The organism is Streptomyces sp. NBC_00887, assembly GCF_045207585.1.
In genome coordinates, this window is record NZ_CP108788.1 from 857,971 (window position 1) to 883,134 (window position 25,164).

The window sequence follows — 25,164 nt, forward strand, 5'->3', positions numbered from 1 at the left end:
GTCGCCGACGCTCCCCGGCAAAACTGCCGAGAACCCCCACCGGAAGGCCAAACGACAGCGATTCGAACCCGTCCACGATTCGGAGTCCGGTCCGTGTCCGCCGACCACTACCGGCCCCCACTACTCGGTGATACGTTATAGTGGTACTCGGTAGCACGCAGTACCGAGAGAACCGAGGAGGCCTCGCGATGGACGACCTGACGGAGATGCTGAAGGGCACGCTCGAAGGGTGCGTGCTCGAAATCATCGGCCGCGAGGAAACCTATGGGTACGCCATCACCCGTCAGCTGAACGAGCTCGGCTTCGCCGATGTCATCGAGGGGACGGTGTACACCATCCTGCTGCGGCTGGAGAGGAACGGACTCGTCCAGGTGACGAAACGACCGTCCGGGGTCGGTCCGCCGCGCAAGTTCTACGCGCTCAACGATGCCGGACTCGAGGAACTCGCGAAGTTCTGGGCGAAATGGCAGTACGTCTCATCACGCATCAACAAGCTCAAGGAGGGCGGGAGATGAACTTCTGGGAGAAGATCACAGGCAGCGATCTCACCAGGGAATGGAAGGCGTTCGCAGCCCGGGCCGAAGCCCTGCCGGACGACTACCGGGCGGTGTGGGAACAGATCGTCGCCCACCTCTTCCTTCATGGGGACTTCACCGGCCGAAACCTGATGCCGATCTTCGACGCCACCCTTGGGCTGCTCGAAGACACAGCGGCGGACGGGCTGAGCGTCCACGAAGTACTCGGCGACGACATCCGGGGCTTCTGCACGGCACTCGCCGGCGGAGAAGGGGCTCGAACCCATCGCGACCGGTGGCGCGAGCAGCTGAACAGGAACGTCGCAAGGAAACTGAGCCGGCTGGGAGGCTGACGTGGGCATCCAGGACATCATCGAAGGCAAGAAGCAGTGGCGGGCGCACATGGCGCGGGTCAAGGCGCTCCCGCCGGACTACCAGATCGTCTACAAGGAGATGCAGAGGTACCTGTTCAAGGTCGGCCCGATCGACCTGCCCGACGGGCCCCTGCTCCCCGGAATCGTCGACTTCTTCGAGGAGGGCGCCGCGACGGGCAAGGGGGTCCTGCAGCTGATCGGCAGCGACGTCGCCGCTTTCTGCGACGACTTGATCAAGGACTCACGCACCTACGCGGACATCTACCAGGAGTCCATCAGCGGGAAACCCGGTACCGCCGGGAAGTAGCACCCTGTCACCTCAAGTCGGCAGGCGAAGCCCGCAGGCGCGGCCCCTCCGCCTCCGCGCAGCGCGGACGGGCGCGGGCGGACCGGCCACCGGAAGCCGCCGCGCGCCTGTCCGCCGAGGCGGTCGAGCAGGCGGACGAGACCTGACTCGGTCCTGCCGACGCCCGCAGGCGAGCAGGTCTCCGCGGCGGGGCGGCCCGACGCCATTCCCCAGGACGGCACGACCGACGCGCAGTCACGGGCAGCCCTCTCGATCCGAGTTCCGTACAGCTCCCACTCCCCCTGCGCCTTCAGCCCCGGTAAGGAATTCACCATGCCTTCATCTGTCATGCCCACATCCAGTCAGGGTGACGGGCCCCCGTCGCCCACCGCCGTCTCCGCCGTCGGGCTCCGCAAGTCGTACGGCGAAAAGCTCGTCCTCGACGGCATCGATCTGCATATTCCGGCCGGGTCCGTGTTCGCCCTGCTCGGCCCGAACGGTGCCGGCAAGACGACCGCCGTGAAAATCCTCTCCACCCTCATCACCGCCGACGCCGGCGACCTGCACGTCGGCGGTCACGACCTGGCCGCCGACCCGCAGGCGGTTCGTGCCGCGATCGGTGTCACCGGGCAGTTCTCCGCCGTCGACGGGCTGATCACCGGCGAGGAGAACATGCTCCTCATGGCGGACCTGCACCACCTGCCCAAGAGCGAGGGGAGGCGGGTCGCCGTCGAACTCCTGGAGCGCTTCGACCTGACGGAGGCCGCCAGGAAGCCCGCCTCGACCTATTCCGGCGGCATGAAGCGCCGCCTGGACCTGGCGATGACGCTGGTCGGCAGCCCGCGGATCATCTTCCTCGACGAGCCGACGACAGGGCTCGACCCGCGCTCCCGCCACAACATGTGGGGCATCATCCGCGGCCTCGTCGCCGACGGCGTAACCGTCTTCCTCACCACCCAGTACCTGGAGGAGGCCGACGAACTCGCCGACCGCATCGCCGTGTTGAACGACGGCAAGATCGCCGCCGAGGGCACCGCCGAGGAGCTCAAACGGCTCGTCCCGGGCGGGCACGTCCGTCTCCGCTTCAACGACCCGGCCGCGTACCGGTCCGCCGCTGACGCCCTGCGCGAGGTCACCGGGGACGACGAGGCACTGTCGCTGTCCATCCCCAGCGACGGCAGCCAGCGCGAACTGCGCTCGGTTCTCGACCGGCTGGACTCGGCCGGCATCGAGGCGGACGAACTCACCGTCCACACCCCCGACCTCGACGACGTCTTCTTCGCCCTGACCAGCGGCACCGACATCCCCCACCAGCCCAAGGAGACCGTCCGATGAGCGCCCTGTCCCTCGCCGTCCGCGACTCGAACACGATGCTGCGCCGCAACCTGCTGCACGCCCGTCGCTACCCGTCAGCGACCCTGAACCTGCTGCTCACGCCGATCATGATGCTGCTGCTCTTCGTCTACATCTTCGGCGATGTGATGAGCGCGGGCATCGGTGGCGGCGGCGCGGACCGCTCCGACTACATCGCCTACATCGTCCCGGGCCTGCTGCTGATGACCGTCGGAAGCACCGTGATCGGGGCCGCGGTGTACGTCTCCATGGATATGACCGAAGGCCTCATCGCCCGCTTCCGCACGATGGCTGTCTACCGCCCTTCGGTCCTCATCGGGCACGTCGTCGGCAGCGTGCTGCAATCCGTCATGAGCGTGGTCCTCGTCGGCGCCGTCGGCGTGGCCATCGGCTTCCGCTCCACGGACGCGACCGCCCTGGAGTGGCTGGCGGCTTTCGGGCTCGTCGTCCTCTTCGCCCTTGCGCTGACCTGGATCGCGGTCGGCATGGGCTTGGCAAGCCCCAACCCCGAGGCGGCCAGCAACATGGCCATGCCGCTGATCCTCCTCCCTCTCATCTCCAGCGCCTTCATCCCCGCCGACACCATGCCCGGCTGGTTCCGGCCCATCGCTGAGTACCAGCCCTTCACGCCGGCCATCGAAACCCTCCGGGGTCTTCTCCTCGGCACGGAGATCGGCAACAACGGCTGGATCGCGATCGCCTGGTGCGTCGCCCTGATCGCGCTCGGATTCCGCTGGTCGACGGGGCAGTTCAACCGCGACCCGAAGTAGCTCAGGGGGTGGGTGGGACAAACTCGGGCTGGTCGAGCAGGCGCAGCCAACTTCCGTCGGACTGGCGCCTGACGACCTGCGCCCGCGCGCCGGCACTGTCCTTCGGTGGGGTCGAGGTGAGAGCGATGTTGCCGCTGATCAACGTCGGCAAAGGCCGTTCCAGCTCGAAGCGGGGACCGTTGGCCAGCACCTTCTCCCACAGCGCGCGGATCGCATCCCGCCCCACCGTCAGCTCGCCGGGCGGGTAAGCCATCACCGCATCCTCCTCGTAGAGCGCGGCAACCCCGGCCGCGTCACCGGCGTTGGATCGCTCGACGAACAAGCGGGTGATGTCCTCGGGCCGCATGGCCTTCTCGTACTCCGGCATGGGTTCCTCCTTCGTAAGGCTCCGGCGTTTCTCAGCCTGGTCGCCCGCCGACCAGAAGTCCAACAGATGGATCTTCTGCAAACTAGAATCTGCAGTCATGGAACTGAGGCAGCTGGAATACCTCGTCGCAGTCGCCGAGGAGCAGAACTTCACCCGTGCCGCCGAGCGTGTGCACATCAGTCAGTCCGGCATCAGCGCCCAGATCCGCCGGCTCGAACGGGAACTCGGTGCCGAGCTGTTCGACCGTTCGGCCCGAACCGTCACCCTCACCGTCGCGGGGAAAGCTGCGCTCGAACACGCCCGTGCCGCACTCGTCTCAGCTGGGGCAGTCGGCCGGGCAGTGGACGAGGTGACCGAGCTGATCCGGGGTCGCCTCACCGTCGGAATGGTCATCGGCTGCACCGTCACCCCGTTGTTCGACGCTCTCGCCGCCTTCCACAAGGCGCACCCCGGTGTGGAAATCTCGCTGCTGGAGGAGAGCTCCGACCGGCTCGTCGACGGGGTGCGCGCCGGCGCCGTCGACATGGCACTCATCGGAGCCGCAGCAGCCACCCCCGACGGGCTGGAGGCCCTGACCATCATCAGTGAACGGCTCGTCGCAGCAGTCCCGGCCGGGCACCCCTTGGCGAAGCAGCGGCGGGTCACCCTGCGCGACCTCATTGCCTACCCCGTCGTGTGCATGCCACCAGGCACCGGCCTACGCGCGGTATTCGACCAGGCTTGCGCCGCACAGAACCTCCAGCCCTCGATCGCCCTGCAGGCCAGCGCCGCGGATGCCATCGCCGACCTCGCCGCCCGCGGACTCGGCGTCGCCGTCCTCAGTAACTCGATGGCCGCGGGCTACCGCGACCGGCTCACCGCCCGCACCATCGATGACGTCGACACACCGGCGTTGCTCGCCCTGATCTGGAAGAGCGCACACAACCCCTCGGTACGCGAGCTGCTCGTGCACAGCCGACAAGCGTTCACGGACCTTCTGGGGCTGCACCGGTAAAGGTCGACCAGCGGCTTCACCGCCTCGGCCTTCGGCCCGGACCCGTACGCGGCCTGCCGGTGCGCCCGAATGCTCGGCTGCCGACGGGTGTCGGGGCCGGTGGATCAATTCAACGAGCAGCGCACGATCGGCATCCCCGCTCCGACCCTGAGCACAGGCCGGTGTCCCGCCGTGCAACGGAGGACGACGCTCCGTAGCCGGTGGAGGTCGACCGCATCAGGTCGGCGTCAAGGGAGCCCCCGTCCTCGTATGGACCCCGTCAAGGCGGTCTGTCACCGGTCCGAAGCCGAGGTTTCCTCATCTTGGCCGCACGGCCGATTCCATTCCTCACGTCAATCAGGAGCTCACGATGGCCGACCTGGCCTTCGTCGTCACCACGGTCGCGGTGTTCGCGCTGGTGGCTCTCGTCGCCCGGGGGGTGACCAAGCTGTGACCGCCGAGAACATCGTCGGCCTCGTCGTGGCCGTCTCCCTGCTGGGATACCTCGTGCTCGCCCTTCTTTACCCGGAGAGGTTCTGAGCGCCGCCATGAGTCCCCAGGCCGCTGGTGTGCTCCAGCTGCTCGCCCTGATCGCCGCCCTCTCGCTCGCGTACCGCCCGCTGGGCGACTACATGGCCAGGGTCTACTCCTCCGAGAAGCACTACCGGCCGGAGAAGTGGATATACAAGGCCATCGGTGCCAACCCAGCCGCCGAGATGAGGTGGCCCGCCTACCTACGGGGCGTGCTCGCCTTCTCGGCGGTGAGTGTTCTCTTCCTGTACCTCATGCAACGGGTACAGGGCTCGCTGCCCGGCTCCCTCGGTTTCTCCTCCATCGACCCGGACCAGGCGTTCAACACGGCCGCGTCGTTCGTGGCCAACACCAACTGGCAGTCGTACTACGGCGAGCAGGCCATGGGCCACGTCGTGCAGACCGGCGGCCTCGCGGTGCAGAACTTCCTCTCCGCCGCAGTCGGCATGGCCGTCGCGGTGGCGCTCGTCCGGGGCTTCGCACGGGCACGTACCGGTGAGCTCGGCAACTTCTGGGCCGACCTGGTGCGCGGCACCGTCCGCATCCTGGTGCCGATCTCGGTGATCGGTGCGCTCGTCCTGGTCGCCTGCGGTGCCATCCAGAACTTCTCCGGCATCCACGAGGTCGGCCAGTTCATGGGCGGCACGCAGGAGTGGAACGGTGGCGCGGTCGCGTCCCAGGAGGCCATCAAGGAGCTGGGCACCAACGGCGGCGGCTACTTCAACGCCAACTCCGCCCACCCCTTCGAGAACCCGAACCCGCTCTCCAACCTGTTCGAGATCTTCCTCATCCTGCTGATCCCGTTCGCGCTGACCCGCACCTTCGGCCGCATGGTCGGCTCGCTCAGGCAGGGATACGCGATCCTCGGCACGATGGCCACCATCTGGCTCGGCTTCACCGCGCTGATGATGTGGACCGAGTTCGCCCACCACGGACCTGCGTTCGACATCGCGGGCGGGGCGATGGAGGGCAAGGAGACCCGCTTCGGGATCGCCGGCTCCTCGATCTTCGCGGTTGCCACCACGCTGACCTCGACCGGTGCGGTGAACTCCTTCCACTCCTCCTTCACCGGCTTCGGCGGTGGCATCACGATGCTGGGCATGCAGTTGGGCGAGATCGCACCCGGCGGTGTCGGATCCGGCCTCTACGGCATGCTGATCATGGCGATCATCGCGGTGTTCATCGCGGGCCTCATGGTCGGACGGACCCCGGAGTACCTGGGCAAGAAGATCGGCACGCGCCAGATCAAGCTCGCGGCCTGCTACATCCTCATCACCCCGGCACTCGTGCTCGGTTTCACCGCCGTGGCGATGGCTCTGCCCACTCCGGGCAACTCGATGACGAACTCCGGGGCGCACGGCTTCTCCGAGATCCTGTACGCCTACACCTCCGGGGCGAACAACAACGGCTCCGCCTTCGCGGGACTGAACGCGGACACCCCGTGGTTCAACAGCACCATCGGCATCGCGATGCTGCTCGGCCGCTTCCTCCCGATCGTCTTCGTCCTGGCCCTCGCCGGGTCGCTGGCCGAGCAGAAGCCGGTGCCCGAGACCGCGGGCACCCTGCGCACCGACAAGCCCCTCTACGCGGGTCTTCTCGTCGGCACCATCCTGATCATCACCGGTCTGACTTACTTCCCCGCCCTTGCGCTGGGTCCGCTCGCCGAAGGGCTCGCCTCATGAGCACCGTCACCCCCACTCACGCTCCGCACGGAGACCTGCCGCCCTCCGGCAACCACGCGGTCACCGACCGCGTCGGCAGCGGCCTCTTCGACCCGAAGCAGCTGCTGAAGTCCTTCCCGGACGCGGTGCGCAAGCTCGACCCGCGCGTGATGATCAAGTCGCCCGTCATGTTCGTCGTCCTGGTCGGCTCGGTGGTCACCACCGTGCTGGCGGCGCTGGACCCGACCGACTGGTTCGGCTGGGCCATCGCCGGCTGGCTCTGGCTGACCACCGTCTTCGCGAACCTCGCAGAGGCGGTGGCCGAGGGCCGGGGCAAGGCCCAGGCCGACACCCTGCGCAAGGCCAAGACCGACACCGTCGCCCGCCGCCTCACCACGGACGGCAAGGGCGAGGAGCAGGTGCCCGGCGCGGAGCTCCGCATCGGTGACCTGGTGGTCTGCGAGGCGGGAGATGTCATCCCCGGCGACGGCGATGTCGTGGAAGGTGTCGCCTCCGTCGACGAATCCGCGATCACCGGAGAATCGGCCCCGGTCATCCGCGAATCCGGCGGCGACCGCAGTGCGGTGACCGGCGGTACGAAGGTGTTGTCCGACCGCGTTGTCATCAGGATCACGACGAAGCCGGGCGAAACATTCATCGACCGCATGATCAGCCTGGTGGAGGGCGCGGCCCGGCAGAAGACCCCCAACGAGATCGCCCTGAACATCCTTCTGGCGTCCCTCGCCATCGTCTTCCTGCTGGCCGTGGTCACCTTGAAGCCGTTCGCCGTCTACGCGGGCGCCGACGGCCAGACCTCGATGATCGTGCTCGCCGCGCTCCTGGTCTGTCTGATCCCGACCACCATCGGTGCGCTGCTCTCCGCGATCGGCATCGCCGGAATGGACCGCCTCGTCCAGCGCAACGTCCTGGCCATGTCGGGGCGCGCGGTGGAAGCGGCGGGCGACGTGTCGACCCTGCTCCTCGACAAGACGGGGACCATCACCCTGGGCAACCGTCAGGCGGCCGAATTCCTGGCGGTCGGAGGCGTTACGGAGGACGAACTCGCGGATGCCGCGCAGCTGTCCTCGCTCGCCGACGAAACCCCCGAAGGCAGGTCGATCGTCGTACTGGCCAAGGAGAAGTACAGGCTGCGGGAACGGGACCAGGGCGAGCTGACCGATGCCGAATGGGTCGCGTTCACCGCGCAGACCCGCATGTCGGGCGTCGACCTGGACGGGCGCAAGGTCCGCAAGGGGGCGACCGGCTCCGTCGTCGCCTGGGTGAAGGAGCGGGGCGGGGTTGTCGCCGAGGACGCGCACGCACTCACGGACGGGATTTCCCAGGCTGGTGGCACGCCGCTGCTGGTGGCTGTGGAAGACGCTCGCGGTCCGCGGATCCTCGGGGTCATCCATCTCAAGGACGTGGTGAAGGAGGGCATGCGCGAGCGGTTCGACGAGCTGCGCCGCATGGGCATCCGTACGGTCATGATCACCGGCGACAACCCGCTGACCGCGAAGGCGATCGCCGGGGAGGCGGGGGTCGACGACTTCCTGGCCGAGGCGACGCCCGAGGACAAGATGGCCCTCATCAAGCGGGAGCAGGCCGGCGGCAAGCTCGTCGCCATGACGGGTGACGGCACGAACGACGCCCCGGCCCTCGCCCAGGCGGACGTCGGGGTCGCGATGAACACCGGTACCTCGGCCGCCAAGGAGGCCGGGAACATGGTGGACCTGGACTCCAACCCCACCAAGCTCATCGAGATCGTCGCGATCGGCAAGCAGCTCCTCATCACCCGCGGCGCCCTCACCACGTTCTCCATCGCCAACGACGTCGCGAAGTACTTCGCGATCATCCCCGCCATGTTCGCCGTGGCGTACCCGTCGCTGGACAAGCTGAACATCATGGGCCTGGCCTCGCCGGAGTCGGCGATCCTGTCCGCGGTCATCTTCAACGCTCTGATCATCGTCGCTCTGGTACCGCTGGCCCTCAAGGGAGTGCGCTACCGGCCCGCCGGTGCTGACCGGATGCTGCGCCGCAACCTGGGCATCTACGGCCTCGGCGGTCTGGTCGCCCCGTTCGTCGGCATCAAGATCATCGACCTGCTCATCTCCCTCATCCCCGGAATCGGCTGATCCGCCATGACCAACACCTCCGTCAGCAACACCGTGCGCCTGTTCGGGGCCGGGCTGAGGGCCCTCCTCGTCCTCACCCTGGTGTGCGGGGTCATCTACCCGCTGGCCGTCACCGGGATCGCCCAGACCCTCTTCAACAACAAGGCCAACGGCTCCGAGATCAAGGACAAGAGCGGCCAGGTCGTCGGCTCCTCCCTCATCGGGCAGACCTACAACCTCCCGAAGAACGACCCGAACGACGCCGAAGAGGCAGCCAGGCCGGACCTGAAGTGGTTCCAGCCACGCCCCTCCAACGGCCTCGGCTCCAACAGCGTCAACACCCAGTACTCCCTGATCCTCTCCGGCGCCACCAACCGCTCCGGCGACAACGAGGACCTGATCACGTGGGTGACGGACGCCAAGGCGGCTGTGGTCAAGGACAACTCCACGGCCTCGTACAAGGTGGAGCCCGCTGACGTACCGGCAGACGCGGTCACCTCCTCAGGCTCCGGCCTGGACCCGGACATCTCCCCCGCGTACGCGAAGCTCCAGGTCCACCGGGTCGCGGAGGTGAACGACCTCCCCGTCGAGGAGGTCGAGGGCCTCGTCGCCGATCACACGACGGGCCGGCTCCTGGGCTTCATGGGCGAGCCCCGGGTGAACGTACTCGAACTGAACACAGCGCTCCAGGACCTGGTCCAGGGCTGACGGACCTCAGGCGAGGAACGGAAGCCGGTGGGGTGCGGTGACTCCGCACCCCACCGGACGGCCGCCATTCCACTGGATCCCGGTGTCCGGTTTCGGGCGTCACAGGTCCCCGCATCACCCCCTTCCGAGTGCGAACGCCGCGCTTCTGCCGCACCGTCACCTCAGAAGCCCTGGCGTCTCCGCCGTCTCTTTCACCGGGCACCGCGAGTGCTGACCACCACCCGGATCACCTCTGCGCCGAGACAGACCACCGCCCTTGTCGTCCTCGACGCGGCGCGGGTCGGCGCTCGGCGGCAGCGTCCCGGTCGGGAGCGCTCCCAAGCCGGGGATTGACGCGAGACAACCGCCGTATCCGCCTGTCACCCTGACCTGCCTTTTCGGAAATCCGCGCGACACATTTCGCCGCGATGGGTTGTCAGGGACACGCAGCGCTCCTACAGTCCCCTACAAACCAGCGCATGGGAGCGCTCCCATCGCGGGTCGTCGTGCGCTCCGATCCCCTCATCCCCCATCCGGCCATTCCTACCGACACCGACGCCCCGGCCCCATCCCCGTACGTCTCGCCGCCGAGCTCGTCCGGGCACCCCGTCCGCCTGATCCACGCACGCCCCCGAGGGTTCCGTCACCGGACGGTGACCGCACGGGACAAGCCGACCGGAAGACGATCCCCACACAGGCACAGGAGACACCATGACTCGACGCAAGAAACAACTTGCCTCCCTGGCAACGGTGCTCGCGACGCTCATCAGCGGGTTAGCCCTGGCGCTGTTCGGCCAGGGCAATGCGCAGGCGCACGGCGTGACGATGACGCCGGGGTCGCGTACGTACCTCTGCATGCTGGACGCCAAGACCAGCACCGGCGCCCTGGACCCGACCAACGCGGCGTGCAGGGCCGCGCTCAACGAGAGCGGTGCGACCGCTCTGTACAACTGGTTCGCCGTACTCGACTCCAACGCGGGTGGGCGAGGGGCCGGTTACGTCCCGGACGGAAAACTGTGCAGCGCCGGCGACCGGTCACCGTACAACTTCACCGGATACAACGCCCCCCGCGGTGACTGGCCCCGGACACACCTGACCTCCGGGAACACGATCCAGGTGAAGCACAGCAACTGGGCGGCGCACCCGGGTTCGTTCCGGGTGTACCTGTCCAAGCCCGGCTACTCGCCCACCACCGAACTGGGCTGGGACGACCTGGAACTGATCGAGACCGTCACCAACCCGCCGCAGACCGGCTCGCCGGGTGCGGACGGCGGCCACTACTACTGGGACCTGAACCTGCCCTCGGGCCGCTCGGGCGACGCGGTGATGTTCATCCAGTGGGTTCGCTCGGACAGCCAGGAGAACTTCTTCTCCTGCTCCGACATCGTCTTCGACGGCGGCAACGGCGAAGTGACCGGCATCCGCGGCTCAGGCAGCACTCCTACTCCGACGCCGACTCCGACCCCGGACCCCACACCCACGGACCCGCACTCCGGGTGCATGGCCGTCTACAGCGTGACCAACTCCTGGAGCGGCGGCTTCCAAGGTTCTGTCGAGGTCATGAACCACGGCACGACAGCACGTGACGGCTGGGCCGTGAAGTGGACGCCCGGCACGGGCGCCAAGGTCAGCAGCGTGTGGAACGGTGCGCTGACCACGGGGTCCGACGGCACGCTCACGGTCAAGAACCTCGACTACAACCGGACCATCCCGCCGGACGGCAGCGTCACCTTCGGCTTCACGGCGACATCGACCGGCAACAACTTCCCGATCGGCTCGATCGGCTGCGTCAACCCGTAGCCACCGAACGAAGCAGTGCCGGTTCCCGCACCCTGCGGGAACCGGCACTGCCGTGTCCCCAGGCCCGGCACGCATGACCGGCATCGACCCGATTTGTGCCGCAGCTGCGCCGACGTGCTCGACGAGCTCTCTGTCTTTCGCCTTCCGGCGCGCCCAGCCCGAATCTCTTCAGCCGGATGCGACGCATATCCTCACCGCTCGGGGGCACCGAGGCAGAAGGTTGGCGGTGCATTCAGCGGGCGAGGGCCACCCTTTTGGGGAGTGAACGGGTTGGTACGGAAAGCACGTTGGTCGGCTAACGGCCGGTGGGCCGGACGGGAGTGGACGGCGGTCCGGCGGTCCGTCCATAGCGCGTTCGAGGAGTCCGGACCCGAACGGGACACCCTCGTCCAATCCCTCAAAGCAGCCGCGGCGGCGATCATCGCCTGGGCCCTGACCGGATGGTGGCTCCAGGCTCCCATGGCACTCCTGGCTCCCTGGACGGCAGTCGCCCTGGTCAGCAGCACCGTTTACCAATCGCTGCGCACGGGCAGCCAGCAGTTCGGCATCATCGTCCTCGGCACGGTGTGGGCGTCGGCCGCCATGGCCGTCACGCATGACCAGACCATGGCCGCCATGCTGCTCACCCTGCCGTTCATGACGTTGCTCGGGAACTACCGCCGATTCGGGAGCCAGGGCATCCTCGGGGCGAGCACGGCCCTTTTCGTCATCACCTACGGATCGTCGAGCGCTTCCAACGTCGGTCACCGGCTGCTGGAGACGCTGATCGGCGCGGTGGTGGGCATCATGGTCAACGCCCTCGTCCTGCCCCCAGTCCATCTGCGCAGCGTCCGCGACCGCCTGCGCCGACTCGCGCGCGGATCGGCAGACCTGCTCGACGCCATGGCGCACGGCTTGCGCGAGGACAACGCATGGGAGAAGGCCGGGAACTGGCACACCGAGGCGTCCCGTCTGTCGTTGTCTCTCCAGGGCGTGGCCGATGCCAGGCACTGGGCCACGGAGGGGGCGCGCTGGAACCCGGGCGGACGGCTGCGACGGACGGGACCCCCGCCCCCACCTTTCACCGAGGACGTCCGGTGGGGCCGGGTCTGCACCCGCATCCTCGCCGTCGCACGCACCCTCAACGAAAGCGGCGGTGACGGCAGGGGCCTCCCGACGCCGCCTCCCTGCTTCCTCGTCGAGCTGTCGGACGTACTGGAGCAGGCCGCCCGCATGTGCCTCGAGGAGGCCGAGCATCCGGCCTCAGCCACCGACGATCGCCGCCGCGAGCGGGCGTTCGACAAGGCATGGGTCACACATCGCGCTCTCGCCGACAACTTCCAGCACCAGGAGGGACCGGCGGCCGCCGTCGGAGGTGCACTCTTGCTGGAGACACGCCAGTTGCTCATGGACCTGGCTCCACGCCCCTGAGCGGCACCGGAAACCGCCCCTGCGTCCAGCCGAAGTTCCCGAAGGCTCTGGGCCGGCCCGTGCTCAGAAGGCGTACCGGACGCGCAGCCACGGTGTGTGCGTGGCGATCAGTTGTTGGATGTGCGTCAGTGACTCCCGTTTGATGTCCTGTGTGTAGCGGACGTTGATGGCTCCGTTCTGCGAGCGCTTGGTCTCCTGGGCGGCAGGCTGCCACAGCACTTCCTCGGCGCGAGGGTGCCAGCCCAGGTTGACCTCGTGGAGCGACTGGTTGTGGGTCAGCATGATGATCTCGGCCGCCGCCTGTTGCTTCACGCGGACGGGCAGGACGTCGTCGAGGTGGGAAAGCAGGTCGGCCCAGTCCCGCTGCCATCCCGGGCGCAGGATGACGGGCGAGAGGTTGAAGTGGACCTCGTAGCCGGCGTCGAGGAAGTCGGCAGCTGCGGCGATCCGCTGGGTGACCGGGCTGGTCCGGATGTCCAGCAGCCGGGCGTCGTCGGGCGGCATGAGCGAGAAGCGCACTCGGGTACGCCCCTGAGGGTCGAGTGCGAGCAGATCGGGGTTGACGAACTTGGTTGCGAAGGAGGCCTTCGCCGTCGGCAGGCCGCGGAAGGCGGCGACGAGGTCTGCTGTGTTGTCGCAGACCAGGGCGTCGACCGAGCAGTCGCCGTTCTCGCCGATGTCGTAGACCCATGCCTGGGGGTCACACTGGTTGGGCTCCCTTTTGGGGCCCTGGGCCCGTACGTGGCTGCGGACGTGGGCCACGATCGCCTCGATGTTGGTGAACAGCGTGATGGGGTTGGCGTAGCCCTTGCGACGGGGTACGTAGCAGTAGGCGCAGGCCATCGCGCACCCGTTGGAGGGGCCTGGGGCAATCCAGTCGGCCGACCGGCCGTTGGGACGGGTCCGGAGTGTGCGCTTCATCCCGAGGACGAGCGTCTCGGTCTTGATACGGACCCAGCGGGCGATGTTGCCTTCGTTGCCGTGGAGGGAGGGGATGCGCCAGTGGCTCGCGACCTCGGTCACGCGCGCTCCCGGCAGCCGGGCCATGATCTGTCGGCCGCGTGGGGAGTCGAGTGCGGCCGGCTCCGCGTAGACCTCCCGCACGTCGAGCATTCGGCGGGCCTCCGGGCTGTCCCGGAAAGCCGAGTGCGCGGCCGGCTCCACTGCGATGTCCGACCACCCGAAGAGCGCTTGCTGCTCGGGCTCTCCCGGCGCGGCTCCTGTCGGCGGTTGATCCACGTTCCTCTCCTCTCCACATGTGGGTCGTGCCGAAGGGTGTCAGTCGCGGCGGTGACGCTCCTGTTCCAGCAGGGCGTCGAGATCGCGGAGCCGGTCCAGCCCCCGCACCGCCTGGGTCATCCGTGCGTTACGTTCGAACCGGTCGCGGTGGCGGTGCAGGAGGTTCCAGTACCCGGCGGTGAAGGGGCAGGCGTCATCACCGACCCTTACGGACGGCTCGTACCGGCAGGGTCCGCAGAAATCGCTCATGCGGTCGATGTACGCGCCTCCGGACGTGTAGGGCTTGGTGGTCATGCGGCCCCCGTCCGCGTACTGCGACATGCCCACCACGTTCGGGACCATGACCCAGTCGTAGCCGTCGACGAAGCTGCGGTGGAACCAGTCGGTGACCGCCCGGGGCTCCCACCCCCGTTGCAGGGCAAAGCTGCCCAGAATCATCAGGCGGGGGATGTGGTGTGTCCAGCCGGTCGTTCTGACCTGTTCCAGGACGTGGGTGAGGCAGTTCGCCTCCGTGCCGTCCGGGGACAGTTCCGTGAACCAGTCAGGCAGTCCCTCGTGGTGGCCCAAGGCGTTGCTCGCCCGGTATCGCGTCCCGAAGTGCCAGTAGACGTGCCAGACGAACTCACGCCATCCGGCGATCTGTCTCACGAATCCCTCGGCGCTGTTGAGTGGCACATCGCCGGATCGCCATTGCGCCTCCGCCCGTTCGACGCATTCCGCAGGGTCCAGCAGGCCGAGGTTGAGCGACGAGGAGAGCAGGCTGTGGCTCATCGTCGCGTCCCCGGCGAGAACCGCGTCCTCATACGCGCCGAACGTGGCGAGCCGGTGGTCCACGAAGCGGCGGAGCGCGGCCAGCGCCTCCCGGCGGGTGGCGGGGAACAGGCGGGGCGCGTCCTCACCGACGAACTCGACGTCCCCGTCACGGGACCAGCGGTCGAGGTCGGACCGCACCTCGGTGTCGATGTCGCTCTCCCGGGGGCGATAGGCCGCCGGAACGCCAAGATCGGTGGCGCCGCGCGGCGGGGGCTGCCGGTTGTCGTGGTCCAGGTTCCACCGGCCGCCGACGGGACGGTCGCCTTCCATCAGCAGGTCGTGCATCTGGCGGACCCACCGGTAGAAGTCCTCCTGCCGGAGGTGTTTCGTGCCGCGTCCGGCGGCCCAGTCCCTGAATTCGTCGTGCGTCACGAGAAAACCGCGCGCCGGCAGAACGCTCACGGAAGGCAGCGCGCGCACGAAGGCGTGGGCAGCGTGGGACGTGGGATGGTGCACGGTCACCGGGCCGTCCCCCACCGCCTCGCGCAGACCCTGACGGTATGTGTCCGCCTTGACGTACCGCACGCGGTCGCCGAGTTCGGCGGCTCGATGCCGCATCGCGGAGAGGACCAGGTGGGCCTTCGCACGGTGGAACCGCCGTCGTCGGAAGACGCTGCGGGCCTCGATCATGAGCAGCGGCGCGTTCCGCTGCGGACCGCCCCGCGCCGGATCGACGAAATGGGGACCGAGCTGATCGCCGAACAGCCAATGGGTGGCGCCGGACTCTTCCTCAGCCATTCCGAGCGCTCCCTCGACGAACATCCAGGATTTCCGGGCACAGGCCGATCGGGCTGCTCACGTGGGTCTCGTTTCAGTCGCGGGTAAGGTCCTCGCATCAACGACACAGGCCCTTTCCAGGATGCGAACTGCAGGGCCGCACTGCCGACCGAACCTCGGCCCACCCCGCGGTCGTGCCCTTCGCTGGACTGAGTGAGGCGGGCCTCCTCCGGGGAGAGCTGGGCGTTCAGTTCTGCGCCGCGGTCCCGCTCACCGCCCACGACGGGTACAACCTGGGCACCGTCAACATCACTCAGCCCCGGCCGTGGTGCCGGGCCTGGAGGCGGCGGCGCACTACAACGTCGCGCCTCTCCGGGGAACGTGGCGGGGCTTCTCCTATCTGTTCCCGCTCGACGGCGCCGCTGGGGGTTCTTGCCCGATGACGAGTGCGGCAAGGGAATCGCGGCCGCCGCAGTGACCTCGCCGACCCGCTATGCCCTGCGGGCCGCAGCCGCCTACGACCCCGATGGGGTAACCGTCCTTGGCAATCTGAATACCGTCCTCGCTCACGAGTACACCGGGGAGGACCCTCGCTCCTCACGGCCCGCTCCGGTCTCCTCACCCCCGCCCTACAGGCCTCACCCTTACCCTGGCCGTCCCCGCCGCCCCGTTGGTGCGTTCACCCATTGCCATCCACAAGGTGCCGCGAGCGCTCGGCCCCGGCGCCCCGTCCACGCCGCACGCCGCACGCCGCACGCCGCACGCCGCTCGCCGGGAGGGTCGCGGCTGTCAGTTCGCGAAGTAGAAGCGGATCGCGGTGCCTTCCGGGCTGGTGTGAACGCGGACCAGGTCGGCGAGGTAGTGAACCATCAGCAGACCCCGGCCGCCGAGCTGCTCCCGCGCGGCCGGGCGACGGCCTGCCAGCGGGTCACTCAGCTGCCCTGCGTCTGTCACCTCGCACAGAACCTGACCGTCCTGCGACCAGACCCATACGGTGCCCGACCCGCCACCATGCACGACGCTGTTGGTGGTCAGCTCGGCAACGGCCAGGGCGAAGTCGTCCAAACGCTCACCCGCGAGCCCCAGACGCCTGGCCCGCCCCACCGCGAACTCGCGTGCGGAGGGGAGGAGCTCGGCATCGAACACGTAGGCCAAGGTGTCCCACGGAGGGGCCAGCGGCTGGTTGTAGGTGGCGACGATGAGGTCGGGGTCGTAGCTGCGGCTTTGTTCCTCACGTCCTGCGTCGACAATCACGGGATGCGTGGCGTACGCGTCGGCGAGCACCGTGGCATCGAGCCGGACGGCGTCGTAGGGGCAGACGATGGTCACGTCGCGGCCGCGGAACGCAACGTTGATCAACGCCTCGTGCTGAACGCAGGCCGGGTACTCGGCCGCAGTACGGCCTGGCCAGATCGGTTCACCGATGATGCGCACCCGGCTGATGGGGTGGGCGTCGGCAAAGGCCCGCAGCACCTTGGGAATGATCCGGCCTGGGTTGCGCCCGGCCTCGTTCATGTCGATGAGTCGCACTGCCTCGGCGTCCGCACCGAGTTCCGCACGCAGCAGCGCGAGTTTGGGGCCAGGGACGGCCACCGCCACCGGCTCGCCCGCGGCGAGACCGTCCTGGATGAATGGCACAGTCCCGGCCAGGTACTCCTGGACATCCCGGTAGAACAGCGCCGGGTGGACGAACGAATCAGCCGCATCCATTACTTCGTCACCTCGATCGCTGACAGGTCGGCCCAGAACAGCTCCAATGCGCGCCGCAGCGGGCGCGGGGGCGCCTTGAGGACCATACGGCGTCCTATGCCAAGCTGCTGGGCTGCAACCGCCACCGCAGACGCGCCCGCGACGTCGACGAACGTCACGCAGGACAGGTCCAGATAGACGTCGCCGCTCCCGCCGACCAAACCCTCCAAAGCGTGCTCCCACGCAGCGCGGGTGGTCAGCGTGACCTCGCCGGACGCGTGCACTCCCGGTGGATCCGTCAGGGAACGGATCTCCAACGCGGCTGTCCTCGGCTGCGACGATGCCGCCAGAGAATCCCCACCGTGTGAGTCGTCCACCCTGTGACCTCCACAGACCTCAGTACCGCGGCATCATCCCACGACTGCGAGGCTCCAGGCCCACAGCATCCGGTAGCGGAGTTTCGTGGGCTCCCCGGCGGCCGGCTCGGCCTCCAGCAGGAGGATTTCGTCCAGGCGCGGACCTCGATCGCGGTCGGCGACAGCCAGCGTCCCCACTGATCACGCCAGCCGAACTTCATCTGGCCGTAGGGATCAGCTGTGCGCCGGCAGACAGCGGGCTCCTCGGTTCCACAGCGTGGTAACCGATGATCTCCTGTGAAGCCTGCTTGACCGGCGGTTCCGCCAGGTCGGGGGCAACGGGCTGCCGGCCACACGTCAGGTACGGAGTCATGCCGCCGAGCCTGGTCCTTGCCTCGGCGGCGAGGACTGCCTTTCCCCCGCTCTACCGGTTCTCGTCTCCTGGTTCGGCATCGCGGGCACGGAAACGACGCAGACGGGCGCGGCACGTGACGTCCTCGAGAACGCGGTGACCCAGCTGCAGTCCAGCAGTGGACCGGCTGGGTGATGGCGATCGTGGGTCTCGCAGCAGCCTTGTGGTCTGCGTCTGGTTACATGGCCGCGTTCATCCGGACCTCCAACGCCGTGCACGACCTGCCCGAGGGGCGCCCGGCCTGGAAGGTGCTCCCGGTCCGCGTCGGCTTGACTCCGGTGCTGATGGTGCTGGCCTGCGTCAGTGCCTTGATTGTCGTGCTCTCGGGCGGGCTCGCCCGTCGGCTCGGCACCGCGCTGGGAATCGGCGACACGGCCATGACCGTCTGGGCCATCACAGAATGGCCCGTCTTGGTCGTATTGGTGACCATCATGCTGGTGATCCTGTACTGGGCGGCCCGACAGCCCGTGACTGCGCCCGCATCCTGACGGGGTGGGCCGACCCGGCCCAGCTCGCGATCGTCCCGTCGTCGGCGTCCGCCCTGCGTTTCGTCCCGCGTTGTTGGTTCCAGTGCTGCGGCCGCCGCAACCCGGACCGTGTTGGACAGTGCAACTCGGACTGCCCTGTCCCGTCCCACTCTCACAAGACGGAAACAGGCCGCAGCACCTCCCCGTAGCGCCCGCCCGCACACCCGCGACCTGAACTATGGTGTCCCGCCACATACGCCCCTGACCTGCCCCTTCCTACGGTATGGCGACACAGACACGTCCCCGCCAACCGTCCGGAAGTGGTATCCATGGCCGCCCCAGCAACCGCTCCCCCACCCCCCTCGAACCTCCGCCGCGTCGTCGCGGCGAGTCTCGTCGGGACCACCGTGGAGTGGTACGACTTCTTCCTTTACGGATCGGCTGCCGCGCTGGTCTTCAACAAGCTGTTCTTCCCCGGATCCGAACCGCTCGTCGGAACCCTGCTCGCCTTCCTCACCTACGCGGTCGGTTTCGCCGCCCGGCCTCTCGGGGCCCTGGTGTTCGGGCATTACGGTGACCGGCTGGGCCGCAAGAAGCTGCTGGTGCTGAGCCTCTTGCTGATGGGTGGCGCGACCTTCGCCATCGGGCTCCTGCCCACACACGCCACCATCGGTCTGGCCGCCCCCGTCCTGCTCACCGTTCTGCGGCTGGTGCAGGGCTTCGCCCTCGGCGGCGAATGGGGCGGGGCCGTGCTGCTCGTCTCGGAGCACGGTGATGCAAAGAGGCGGGGGTTCTGGGCGTCATGGCCCCAGACCGGAGCACCCGCGGGGCAGCTGCTCGCCACCGGGGTGCTCTCCGCGCTCACCGCGCTGATGTCCGACTCCGCCTTCGAGGCGTGGGGCTGGCGCATCCCCTTCCTGCTCTCCGGGGTCCTCGTGATTCTCGGCTTGTGGATTCGTCTCTCTGTCGATGAATCACCGGTGTTCAAGGCCGCCCTGGCCCAGGCCGAGCAGCGCAGGACCGCGGCTGCGACGGCCGAGAAGATGCCGCTCGTCGCCGTGCTCCGTGATCACTGGCGGGATGTGCTCATCGCCATGGGCGCCCGGATGGCCGAGAACATCAGCTACTACGTGATCACCGCGTTCATCCTCGTGTACGCGACCACGTCCGCGGACCTGAGCAAGCAGACGGCGCTCAACGCCGTGCTCATCGCGTCCGCCGTGCACTTCGCCGTGATCCCGGCCTGGGGCGCGCTGTCCGACCGCATCGGACGCAGGCCGGTCTATCTGGTCGGCGCGACAGGCGTGGGCCTGTGGATGTTCCCGTTCTTCGCGCTGATCGACAGCCGGAGCTTCGGGAGCCTGCTGCTCGCCGTCACCGTGGGGCTGGTCTTCCACGGCGCGATGTACGCACCCCAGGCGGCGTTCTTCTCGGAGATGTTCTCGACGCGCATGCGCTACTCGGGTGCGTCGATCGGAGCACAGTTCTCGTCGGTCGCCGCGGGTGCGCCGGCGCCGCTCATCGCCACGGCCCTGCTCGCGGAGTTCGGCAGTTCGACGCCCATCTCCCTGTACGTCATCGCGGCCGCGCTGATCACGGTACTGGCGATCGTCTGCGCCAAGGAGACGCGGAACAGGGACCTCAGCGACATCGACGCGGATGCCGGAAAGGGTGCCGGAGACGTCCCGGGTGCCCGGACCGCGCTGCCTGCCGACTCCCGCACCACCTGAGCCGTTCACGCCGAGGGGCCGGCCACCACCTGTCGGGTGGTGGCCGGCCCCTCGGCGTCGTGCCGCGTCAGACGCCGGGCTCGGGCGTGGGTTCGAACCAGGTGGGGCCGTCGGTGAGGGCATGCTTGATCCGGAACAGGGAGAACTCGTTGAGCGGCGGCAGGGAGTCGACGGGGAACCACGCCACTTCCAGCGACTCGTCGTCGTTCACCCGTGCCTCGCCGCCGGTGGCGCGGCAGCGGAAGGTGATGTCGAGGTACTGGCAACGGTCGCCGTTGTCGTACTGCACGGGCTGCAGCGCCTGGGTGAGCACCACCCTCTCCGCGACGCAGTGCACGGCGGTCTCCTCGTACACCTCCCGTTCCGCGGTCGCCGCGGGCTCCTCACCGGGCTCGGAGATGCCGCCGATGACGGCCCACATGCCCGTGTCGGACCGTCGTCCGAGCAGGACTCGGCCCTCGTCGTCGAAGACGATCGCGGTGACGCCCGGCAGCAGGAGCAACTGGTGTCCGGCGGTGGCGCGGATCTCGCGGATGAAGTCGGGAGTAGCCATGCGGCGAGCCTACGTGGCCGCGGGGGAGGTCCCGGGGCGTGCCCTCCGGTCGTTCCTGGCACGCGCGGAACGGACCGTCACCCAGCCGAGGCCGGCCACCGCGAGCAGCGCGAGGATGCCTTCGGGCAGGGGGCCCATCCGCGTGGCGGGGGTGAGCGAGGACCGCAGCGGCACCTCGTCGACCAGGGCGTCCGCGGTGAACATCCCGGTCTTCTGCACGATCGTGCCGTCCGGCCGGATCACCGCGCTGACCCCGCTGGTGACGGGCACGACGACCGCCCGGCCGTGTTCGACCGCACGCACCTGGGACATCGCCAGCTGCTGGTAGGTCATCTCGCTGCGCCCGAAGGTCGCGTTGTTGCTCGGCACGGCGATCAGCTGGCCACCGTTCTTGACGGTGTCGCGCACGGCGTCGTCGAAGGCCGCCTCGTAGCAGGTGACGAGCCCCACCTTGGTGCCCGCCAGATCGAACACGCCGACCCTGCTGCCGGGTCCGAAGTCGCGCTGCACCCGGTCGACGTCCTTGCTGAAGATCCGCACGAAGGACCGCATGGGCATGTACTCGCCGAACGGCTGGATGTGCCGCTTGTCGTACGTGTCCACGGGGCCGCTGTCCGGGTCCCACTCGATGAGGGTGTTGCGGAGGTTTCCCGTGTCGGGCGCGAGCACGGCACCGATGACGGTGGGGGCACCGATGGCCTTCACCGCCTTGTCGATCACGTCGCGGGCGTCGGCGTTGCGGTAAGGGTCGAGATCGGAGGAGTTCTCCGGCCACAGGACGAAGTCCGGCTGGGGCACCTTCCCCGCCTTCACCTCCTGGGCCAGCTGCTCCGTGCGCTTGGCGTGGTTGTCCAGCACCTGGCGGCGCTGGGAGTTGAAGTCGAGCCCCAGGCGCGGCACGTTGCCCTGGACGGCGGCGACCGTCGCGGTGCCGTCCTCGGCGGAGTCGTCGACGAGCGGCAGGGCCGCGAGGGCGGCGACGACCGGGACCGCGACGGCTGCCGCGGCCGCCGCGACGGCGATGCGGGGCACCGTGCCGGTGGCGCGGTACGCGCGGATCTGTCGCAGGGCTTCGAAGAGTCCGAAGCCGCACAGCACCACGGCGAAGGAGAGCAGGGGGGTTCCGCCCAGCGCGGCGAGCGGCAGGAACACGCTGTCCGCCTGGCCGAAGGCGATCCTGCCCCAGGGGAAGCCGCCGAACGGCACGCGGGCGCGGACCGCTTCGTCGAGGGCCCAGACCGCGGCAGCCCAGAAGGGCCAGTACGCGAGCCGGGAGACCGCGGCGATCCCCACGCAGCCCACGGCGATGAACACCGCTTCGGCGAGCGCCAGGGCGAGCCACGGGACGGGGCCGACCTCTTCGCCCGTCCAGTGCAGCAGCGGGAGCATGAAGCCGAGACCGGCCAGGAGGCCGAGGCCCAGCGCGGCGCGCAGCCTGCGCGCGAAAAGGACCCATCCCAGCAGGGCGAACCCGGGCAGGACCAGCCACCACAGGGGCCGGGGCGGGAAGCTCGCGTAGAGCAGCGCACCGGACAGGACGGCTGCGGCCGGCCGGACGAGCCGCGGCCACAGCTTCCTGCTGCGGGGCGCGGGGGCGGACGGCGGTTCGACTGTGGTGATGGTGGCGCTCACCTGGCGGAGTCTACGGTGGGCGGCTGTGGGAGCGGCATCCCGCTCCGGCCGTTACGACTCCGCGGACCCGGTGGCGCTCAGGTGCAGCCGGTCGCGGATGAACCGTACAGCCGCTTCGGCGTTGTCCACCGTGACGGTGAAGGTCCTGCCGTCGCCGAGTCTCAGCACCAGCCCCTCGCCCCGGCGCACCACCACGGCGGTTCCCTGCTCGGGGCGCCAGCGGTAGCCCCAGCCGCCCCATTGGCGCGGGGTGACCTGGGGGGCGAAGTCCGCACCGACCACATGGGTGAGCAGGATCCGGCGCCTGGGCAGTCCGATGTGGCCGCAACGTACCTCGAGGGCGTCGCCGTCGACCTTGACGGCCACGTGGACGAAGGCGAGGGTCCCGAACAGGATCAGCAGTCCGGCGGCGAGACAGCCGATGACCGACATGAGCAGGGGGGCGATTCCGGCACTCCAGGCCGAATCGACAGCGAGTTCGATGCCCAGCGCCAGGCATCCCGCTCCGGCGGCGGCGAGCAGCCACTGGAAGCGGTTGCGGGCCCGGCCCGTCCAGATCGTGGCCGGGGCCTGGCTCGAACCGTGCCTCGCACTGCCGGGGTGGTCCGTCATGCCAAGCAGCGTACCCACGTTCCGCGTCCCGGGGAGCGGCTGCAGAGCCGGGCGGGACGGTCAGAGCGCGGGGCTGACGGCCTTGAGGAGCAGGCCCTCCGCGTACGCCAGTGCGGGTTCGGGCAGGTCGGCGGCGTGTCCGCCGAGGAGGACCGCGAGGGTGCCGACCGGTTCGGCCGACGGAGCGGGTGCGAAGCCGATACGGCGCAGCGCCTGTGTGGCGACCGCCACGGCTGAGCCGTGCAGGACGACCTGCGGCAGGCCGGGCTGCTGCACGGCGGCGCGGATGCGCTCGGCCACCAGCTCGTAGTGGGTACAGCCCAGGACCACGTCCGTCACGCCGGGCGGGGTGAGGGCGGCGGCAGCGGCCACCGCACGGTCGATCCCCGCTTCGTCCGCGTGCTGTACGGCGTCGGCCAGCCCGGGGCAGGGAACTTCGGTGACGTCCACCGACCGGGCGAAGTCTCGGATCAGCCCGCGCTGGTAGGGGCTCCCGGTGGTGGCCGGGGTGGCCCAGATGGCGACGGTGCCGCCGCCCGCCGCGGCGGGCTTGATCGCGGGGACCGTGCCGATGACCGGCAGTCCGGGTTCCAGTTCGGCCCGCAGGGCCGGCAGCGCGTGGACGGACGCGGTGTTGCAGGCGACGATCAGGGCGTCCGGCCGGTGGGCCGCGGCCGCGCGTGCCACGGCGAGCGCGCGATCGGTCACGTCCTCAGGAGTACGGGGTCCCCAGGGCATCGAGCCGGGGTCCGAGGACAGCACCAGATCGGCGTCGGGCCGAATCCGGCGCACCACGGCAGCGGCGGCGAGCAGGCCGATTCCCGAGTCCATCAGTGCGATCTTCACCCGGTCACCATAGTCGACAGCCCTTGCGGCGCCGCCGAAGTGGGGCAGACTTCGGCGGATGAGCGCCGTTGCCTGGATCGCCGTGGGTTCGCTGGTCGTGTGGGTGTGGCTGCTGCTGGGGCAGGGGTTCTTCTGGCGGACCGACCAGCGGCTCCCCAGGCGTGCCGACCCGGTGCGCTGGCCCTCGGTCGCCGTCGTCGTGCCCGCCAGGGACGAGGCCGAGATGCTGCCTGTCAGCCTCCCGTCGCTGCTCGCCCAGGACTATCCGGGGGACACGGAGATCTTCCTGGTCGACGACTGCAGCGAGGACGGCACGGGTGAGCTCGCGCGTGCGCTGTCGGTGAAGCACGGGGGGCTGCCGCTGACGGTGGTGTCGCCGGGTGAGCCCGAGTCCGGCTGGACGGGCAAGCTCTGGGCCCTGAGGCACGGAATCGCGCTGGCCCGGCAGCGGAAGCCGGAGTTCCTGCTGCTGACCGACGCGGACATCGCGCACGAGCCGGACAGTTTGAGGGAGCTGGTCGCCGCGGCCGGGGACGAGGGGGCGGGCGGCTTCGATCTCGTTTCGCAGATGGCACGACTCAGGGTGACGAGCACCTGGGAACGGCTCGTCGTGCCGGCCTTCGTCTACTTCTTCGGGCAGCTCTACCCCTTCCGCCGGGTCAACCGGGCGGGTACCCGGACGGCGGCCGCGGCGGGCGGCTGCGTGCTGCTGCGCACCGGGGCCGCCGAACGGGCACGCATCCCCGAGTCCATCCGGCAGGCGGTGATCGACGACGTGTCGCTGGCGCGGGCGGTGCAGCGCAGCGGCGGCCGGATCTGGCTGGGGCTCGCGGAGCGGGTGGACAGTGCGCGGCCCTATCCGCGGCTCGCGGATCTGTGGCAGATGGTTTCGCGCAGTGCGTACGCGCAGTTGCGGCACAGTCCGCTGCTGCTGGCCGGGACCGTTCTCGGGCTGGGTCTCGTCTACGTCGCACCGCCGGTGACGCTCGCGGCCGGGCTGCTGACGGGCGATACGGTGGCCGCGTGGGCGGGGGCGGCGGCGTGGGCCGTGATGGCGGGGACGTACATGCCGATGCTCGGGTACTACCGTCAGTCGCTGTGGCTGGCGCCGCTCCTGCCGTTCACCGCCGTCCTCTACCTCCTGATGACGGTGGACTCGGCGGTCCAGCACTACCGCGGACGCGGTGCGGCCTGGAAGGGGCGTACGTACGCCCGCCCCGAGGCCGCACCTGAGCCCTGAGCCCGGCCGTGGGAGGCCGG

General features: G+C 69.1%; 25 protein-coding genes and 2 pseudogenes. 16 read left to right on the plus strand and 11 right to left on the minus strand.

What is annotated here, in order from left to right; all coding sequences use genetic code 11:
- The first annotated feature begins 188 nt into the window (after window positions 1–188).
- The 3 genes from OG844_RS03895 to OG844_RS03905 are packed head-to-tail and all read left to right on the plus strand — an operon-like array spanning window position 189 to window position 1,196.
- On the plus strand, window positions 189–515 hold the full coding sequence (locus tag OG844_RS03895) for a PadR family transcriptional regulator (RefSeq protein ID WP_406388095.1): 327 nt from the start codon (window positions 189–191) through the stop codon (window positions 513–515).
- Complete coding sequence (locus OG844_RS03900) at window positions 512–868, plus strand: DUF1048 domain-containing protein (RefSeq protein ID WP_406388097.1); 357 nt, start codon at window positions 512–514, stop codon at window positions 866–868. Before OG844_RS03895 ends, OG844_RS03900 begins: the two co-directional genes overlap by 4 nt.
- Window position 869: 1 nt before the next feature.
- Window positions 870–1,196, plus strand: a complete 327-nt coding sequence (locus tag OG844_RS03905; RefSeq protein WP_406388098.1) for a DUF1048 domain-containing protein — start codon at window positions 870–872, stop codon at window positions 1,194–1,196.
- On the opposite strand, the gene OG844_RS03910 is transcribed toward OG844_RS03905, so the two are convergent.
- A complete protein-coding gene (locus OG844_RS03910) occupies window positions 1,151–1,525 on the minus strand; it encodes a hypothetical protein (RefSeq protein WP_406388100.1) in 375 nt (124 codons plus the stop codon). The two genes, OG844_RS03905 and OG844_RS03910, sit on opposite strands and share 46 nt — an antisense overlap.
- Between OG844_RS03910 and OG844_RS03915 the strand changes: the two genes are divergently transcribed.
- Entirely contained in the window at window positions 1,524–2,510 is a 987-nt protein-coding gene (locus tag OG844_RS03915; RefSeq protein WP_406388101.1) for an ATP-binding cassette domain-containing protein, read from the plus strand. The genes OG844_RS03910 and OG844_RS03915 overlap by 2 nt on opposite strands.
- Window positions 2,507–3,298: an ABC transporter permease gene (locus OG844_RS03920; RefSeq protein WP_406388103.1), complete on the plus strand. Its 792-nt coding sequence runs from the start codon at window positions 2,507–2,509 to the stop codon at window positions 3,296–3,298. Before OG844_RS03915 ends, OG844_RS03920 begins: the two co-directional genes overlap by 4 nt.
- 1 nt (window position 3,299) lies before the next feature.
- Here OG844_RS03920 and OG844_RS03925 read toward each other — a convergent pair whose 3' ends face one another.
- Window positions 3,300–3,665, minus strand: a complete 366-nt coding sequence (locus tag OG844_RS03925; RefSeq protein WP_406388104.1) for a YybH family protein — start codon at window positions 3,663–3,665, stop codon at window positions 3,300–3,302.
- A 97-nt stretch (window positions 3,666–3,762) separates the two neighbouring features.
- Here OG844_RS03925 and OG844_RS03930 point away from each other — a divergent pair, with 97 nt between their 5' ends.
- The 7 genes from OG844_RS03930 (at window position 3,763) to OG844_RS03960 (ending at window position 12,838) form a co-directional block, all read left to right on the plus strand.
- Window positions 3,763–4,659: a LysR family transcriptional regulator gene (locus OG844_RS03930; RefSeq protein ID WP_406388105.1), complete on the plus strand. Its 897-nt coding sequence runs from the start codon at window positions 3,763–3,765 to the stop codon at window positions 4,657–4,659.
- Between the two features lie 429 nt (window positions 4,660–5,088).
- On the plus strand, window positions 5,089–5,178 hold the full coding sequence (gene kdpF / locus OG844_RS03935) for a K(+)-transporting ATPase subunit F (protein WP_010058599.1): 90 nt from the start codon (window positions 5,089–5,091) through the stop codon (window positions 5,176–5,178).
- 8 nt (window positions 5,179–5,186) lie between these two features.
- Window positions 5,187–6,851: a potassium-transporting ATPase subunit KdpA gene (gene kdpA, locus OG844_RS03940; protein ID WP_406388106.1), complete on the plus strand. Its 1,665-nt coding sequence runs from the start codon at window positions 5,187–5,189 to the stop codon at window positions 6,849–6,851.
- Window positions 6,848–8,962, plus strand: a complete 2,115-nt coding sequence (gene kdpB, locus OG844_RS03945; RefSeq protein ID WP_406388107.1) for a potassium-transporting ATPase subunit KdpB — start codon at window positions 6,848–6,850, stop codon at window positions 8,960–8,962. Before kdpA ends, kdpB begins: the two co-directional genes overlap by 4 nt.
- A 6-nt stretch (window positions 8,963–8,968) precedes the next feature.
- Window positions 8,969–9,649, plus strand: a complete 681-nt coding sequence (locus tag OG844_RS03950; protein WP_406388109.1) for a potassium-transporting ATPase subunit C — start codon at window positions 8,969–8,971, stop codon at window positions 9,647–9,649.
- Between the two features lie 690 nt (window positions 9,650–10,339).
- Window positions 10,340–11,428, plus strand: coding sequence for a lytic polysaccharide monooxygenase (locus OG844_RS03955; protein ID WP_406388111.1), 1,089 nt, complete (start codon window positions 10,340–10,342; stop codon window positions 11,426–11,428).
- 261 nt (window positions 11,429–11,689) lie between these two features.
- The gene (locus tag OG844_RS03960; RefSeq protein WP_406388113.1) at window positions 11,690–12,838 is read left to right on the plus strand and encodes an FUSC family protein; all 1,149 of its coding nucleotides are present in this window, start codon (window positions 11,690–11,692) and stop codon (window positions 12,836–12,838) included.
- A 63-nt stretch (window positions 12,839–12,901) separates the two neighbouring features.
- Here OG844_RS03960 and OG844_RS03965 read toward each other — a convergent pair whose 3' ends face one another.
- Window positions 12,902–14,077 (minus strand): spore photoproduct lyase family protein, encoded by a 1,176-nt coding sequence (locus tag OG844_RS03965; RefSeq protein WP_406388115.1) that lies wholly within the window; start codon window positions 14,075–14,077, stop codon window positions 12,902–12,904.
- Between the two features lie 39 nt (window positions 14,078–14,116).
- Window positions 14,117–15,628: a cryptochrome/photolyase family protein gene (locus OG844_RS03970; protein ID WP_406388116.1), complete on the minus strand. Its 1,512-nt coding sequence runs from the start codon at window positions 15,626–15,628 to the stop codon at window positions 14,117–14,119.
- 453 nt (window positions 15,629–16,081) lie between these two features.
- Here OG844_RS03970 and OG844_RS03975 point away from each other — a divergent pair.
- A pseudogene (locus OG844_RS03975) lies at window positions 16,082–16,132 on the plus strand (hypothetical protein); the annotation flags it as partial.
- Between the two features lie 264 nt (window positions 16,133–16,396).
- Here the strand turns inward: OG844_RS03975 and OG844_RS03980 are convergent.
- From OG844_RS03980 to OG844_RS03990, 3 genes are all read right to left on the minus strand, one after another.
- Complete coding sequence (locus OG844_RS03980) at window positions 16,397–17,317, minus strand: anti-sigma factor RsbA family regulatory protein (RefSeq protein ID WP_406388117.1); 921 nt, start codon at window positions 17,315–17,317, stop codon at window positions 16,397–16,399.
- Window positions 17,317–17,613 (minus strand): STAS domain-containing protein, encoded by a 297-nt coding sequence (locus tag OG844_RS03985; protein ID WP_406388118.1) that lies wholly within the window; start codon window positions 17,611–17,613, stop codon window positions 17,317–17,319. The genes OG844_RS03980 and OG844_RS03985 overlap by 1 nt, the downstream gene beginning before the upstream one ends.
- A gap of 93 nt (window positions 17,614–17,706) precedes the next feature.
- Window positions 17,707–17,850 carry a hypothetical protein gene (locus OG844_RS03990; protein ID WP_406388119.1) on the minus strand — a complete coding sequence of 48 codons (144 nt, stop codon included), beginning with the start codon at window positions 17,848–17,850 and terminating at the stop codon, window positions 17,707–17,709.
- A 214-nt stretch (window positions 17,851–18,064) separates the two neighbouring features.
- On the opposite strand from OG844_RS03990, the pseudogene OG844_RS03995 reads away from it, so the two are divergent.
- Both OG844_RS03995 and OG844_RS04000 read left to right on the plus strand, forming a co-directional pair.
- Window positions 18,065–18,522 (plus strand): annotated as a pseudogene (locus OG844_RS03995) (YhjD/YihY/BrkB family envelope integrity protein); the annotation flags it as partial.
- A 338-nt stretch (window positions 18,523–18,860) separates the two neighbouring features.
- Entirely contained in the window at window positions 18,861–20,261 is a 1,401-nt protein-coding gene (locus OG844_RS04000) for an MFS transporter (RefSeq protein ID WP_406388120.1), read from the plus strand.
- Window positions 20,262–20,328: 67 nt separating this feature from the next.
- Here OG844_RS04000 and OG844_RS04005 read toward each other — a convergent pair whose 3' ends face one another.
- Genes OG844_RS04005 through OG844_RS04020 form a run of 4 tightly spaced genes read right to left on the minus strand, consistent with a single transcriptional unit; the run spans window position 20,329 to window position 23,904 of the window.
- Entirely contained in the window at window positions 20,329–20,814 is a 486-nt protein-coding gene (locus OG844_RS04005) for an NUDIX hydrolase (RefSeq protein WP_406388122.1), read from the minus strand.
- Window positions 20,815–20,823: 9 nt separating this feature from the next.
- The gene (gene lnt / locus OG844_RS04010; protein ID WP_406388124.1) at window positions 20,824–22,446 is read right to left on the minus strand and encodes an apolipoprotein N-acyltransferase; all 1,623 of its coding nucleotides are present in this window, start codon (window positions 22,444–22,446) and stop codon (window positions 20,824–20,826) included.
- Window positions 22,447–22,497: 51 nt separating this feature from the next.
- Window positions 22,498–23,058, minus strand: a complete 561-nt coding sequence (locus OG844_RS04015) for a hypothetical protein (protein ID WP_406388125.1) — start codon at window positions 23,056–23,058, stop codon at window positions 22,498–22,500.
- Window positions 23,059–23,118: 60 nt separating this feature from the next.
- Window positions 23,119–23,904, minus strand: coding sequence for a glutamate racemase (locus OG844_RS04020; protein ID WP_406388127.1), 786 nt, complete (start codon window positions 23,902–23,904; stop codon window positions 23,119–23,121).
- Window positions 23,905–23,962: 58 nt separating this feature from the next.
- On the opposite strand from OG844_RS04020, the gene OG844_RS04025 reads away from it, so the two are divergent.
- Complete coding sequence (locus OG844_RS04025; RefSeq protein WP_406388128.1) at window positions 23,963–25,144, plus strand: glycosyltransferase; 1,182 nt, start codon at window positions 23,963–23,965, stop codon at window positions 25,142–25,144.
- The last annotated feature ends 20 nt before the right edge of the window (window positions 25,145–25,164 follow it).

Excerpts from the sequence above, each read along its gene's own strand:
- OG844_RS04015 (WP_406388125.1), bottom strand. The coding sequence starts at position 23,058 with ATGACGGACCACCCCGGCAGTGCGAGGCACGGTTCGAGCCAGGCCCCG.
- OG844_RS03970 (WP_406388116.1), bottom strand. The coding sequence starts at position 15,628 with ATGGCTGAGGAAGAGTCCGGCGCCACCCATTGGCTGTTCGGCGATCAG.
- OG844_RS03930 (WP_406388105.1), top strand. The coding sequence starts at position 3,763 with ATGGAACTGAGGCAGCTGGAATACCTCGTCGCAGTCGCCGAGGAGCAG.
- OG844_RS04005 (WP_406388122.1), bottom strand. The coding sequence starts at position 20,814 with ATGGCTACTCCCGACTTCATCCGCGAGATCCGCGCCACCGCCGGACAC.
- kdpA (WP_406388106.1), top strand. The coding sequence starts at position 5,187 with ATGAGTCCCCAGGCCGCTGGTGTGCTCCAGCTGCTCGCCCTGATCGCC.
- kdpB (WP_406388107.1), top strand. The coding sequence starts at position 6,848 with ATGAGCACCGTCACCCCCACTCACGCTCCGCACGGAGACCTGCCGCCC.
- OG844_RS03925 (WP_406388104.1), bottom strand. The coding sequence starts at position 3,665 with ATGCCGGAGTACGAGAAGGCCATGCGGCCCGAGGACATCACCCGCTTG.
- OG844_RS04025 (WP_406388128.1), top strand. The coding sequence starts at position 23,963 with ATGAGCGCCGTTGCCTGGATCGCCGTGGGTTCGCTGGTCGTGTGGGTG.
- OG844_RS03910 (WP_406388100.1), bottom strand. The coding sequence starts at position 1,525 with ATGACAGATGAAGGCATGGTGAATTCCTTACCGGGGCTGAAGGCGCAG.
- OG844_RS03900 (WP_406388097.1), top strand. The coding sequence starts at position 512 with ATGAACTTCTGGGAGAAGATCACAGGCAGCGATCTCACCAGGGAATGG.
- OG844_RS03920 (WP_406388103.1), top strand. The coding sequence starts at position 2,507 with ATGAGCGCCCTGTCCCTCGCCGTCCGCGACTCGAACACGATGCTGCGC.
- OG844_RS03955 (WP_406388111.1), top strand. The coding sequence starts at position 10,340 with ATGACTCGACGCAAGAAACAACTTGCCTCCCTGGCAACGGTGCTCGCG.
- OG844_RS03895 (WP_406388095.1), top strand. The coding sequence starts at position 189 with ATGGACGACCTGACGGAGATGCTGAAGGGCACGCTCGAAGGGTGCGTG.
- OG844_RS03980 (WP_406388117.1), bottom strand. The coding sequence starts at position 17,317 with ATGGATGCGGCTGATTCGTTCGTCCACCCGGCGCTGTTCTACCGGGAT.
- OG844_RS04000 (WP_406388120.1), top strand. The coding sequence starts at position 18,861 with ATGGCCGCCCCAGCAACCGCTCCCCCACCCCCCTCGAACCTCCGCCGC.
- OG844_RS03915 (WP_406388101.1), top strand. The coding sequence starts at position 1,524 with ATGCCCACATCCAGTCAGGGTGACGGGCCCCCGTCGCCCACCGCCGTC.
- OG844_RS03950 (WP_406388109.1), top strand. The coding sequence starts at position 8,969 with ATGACCAACACCTCCGTCAGCAACACCGTGCGCCTGTTCGGGGCCGGG.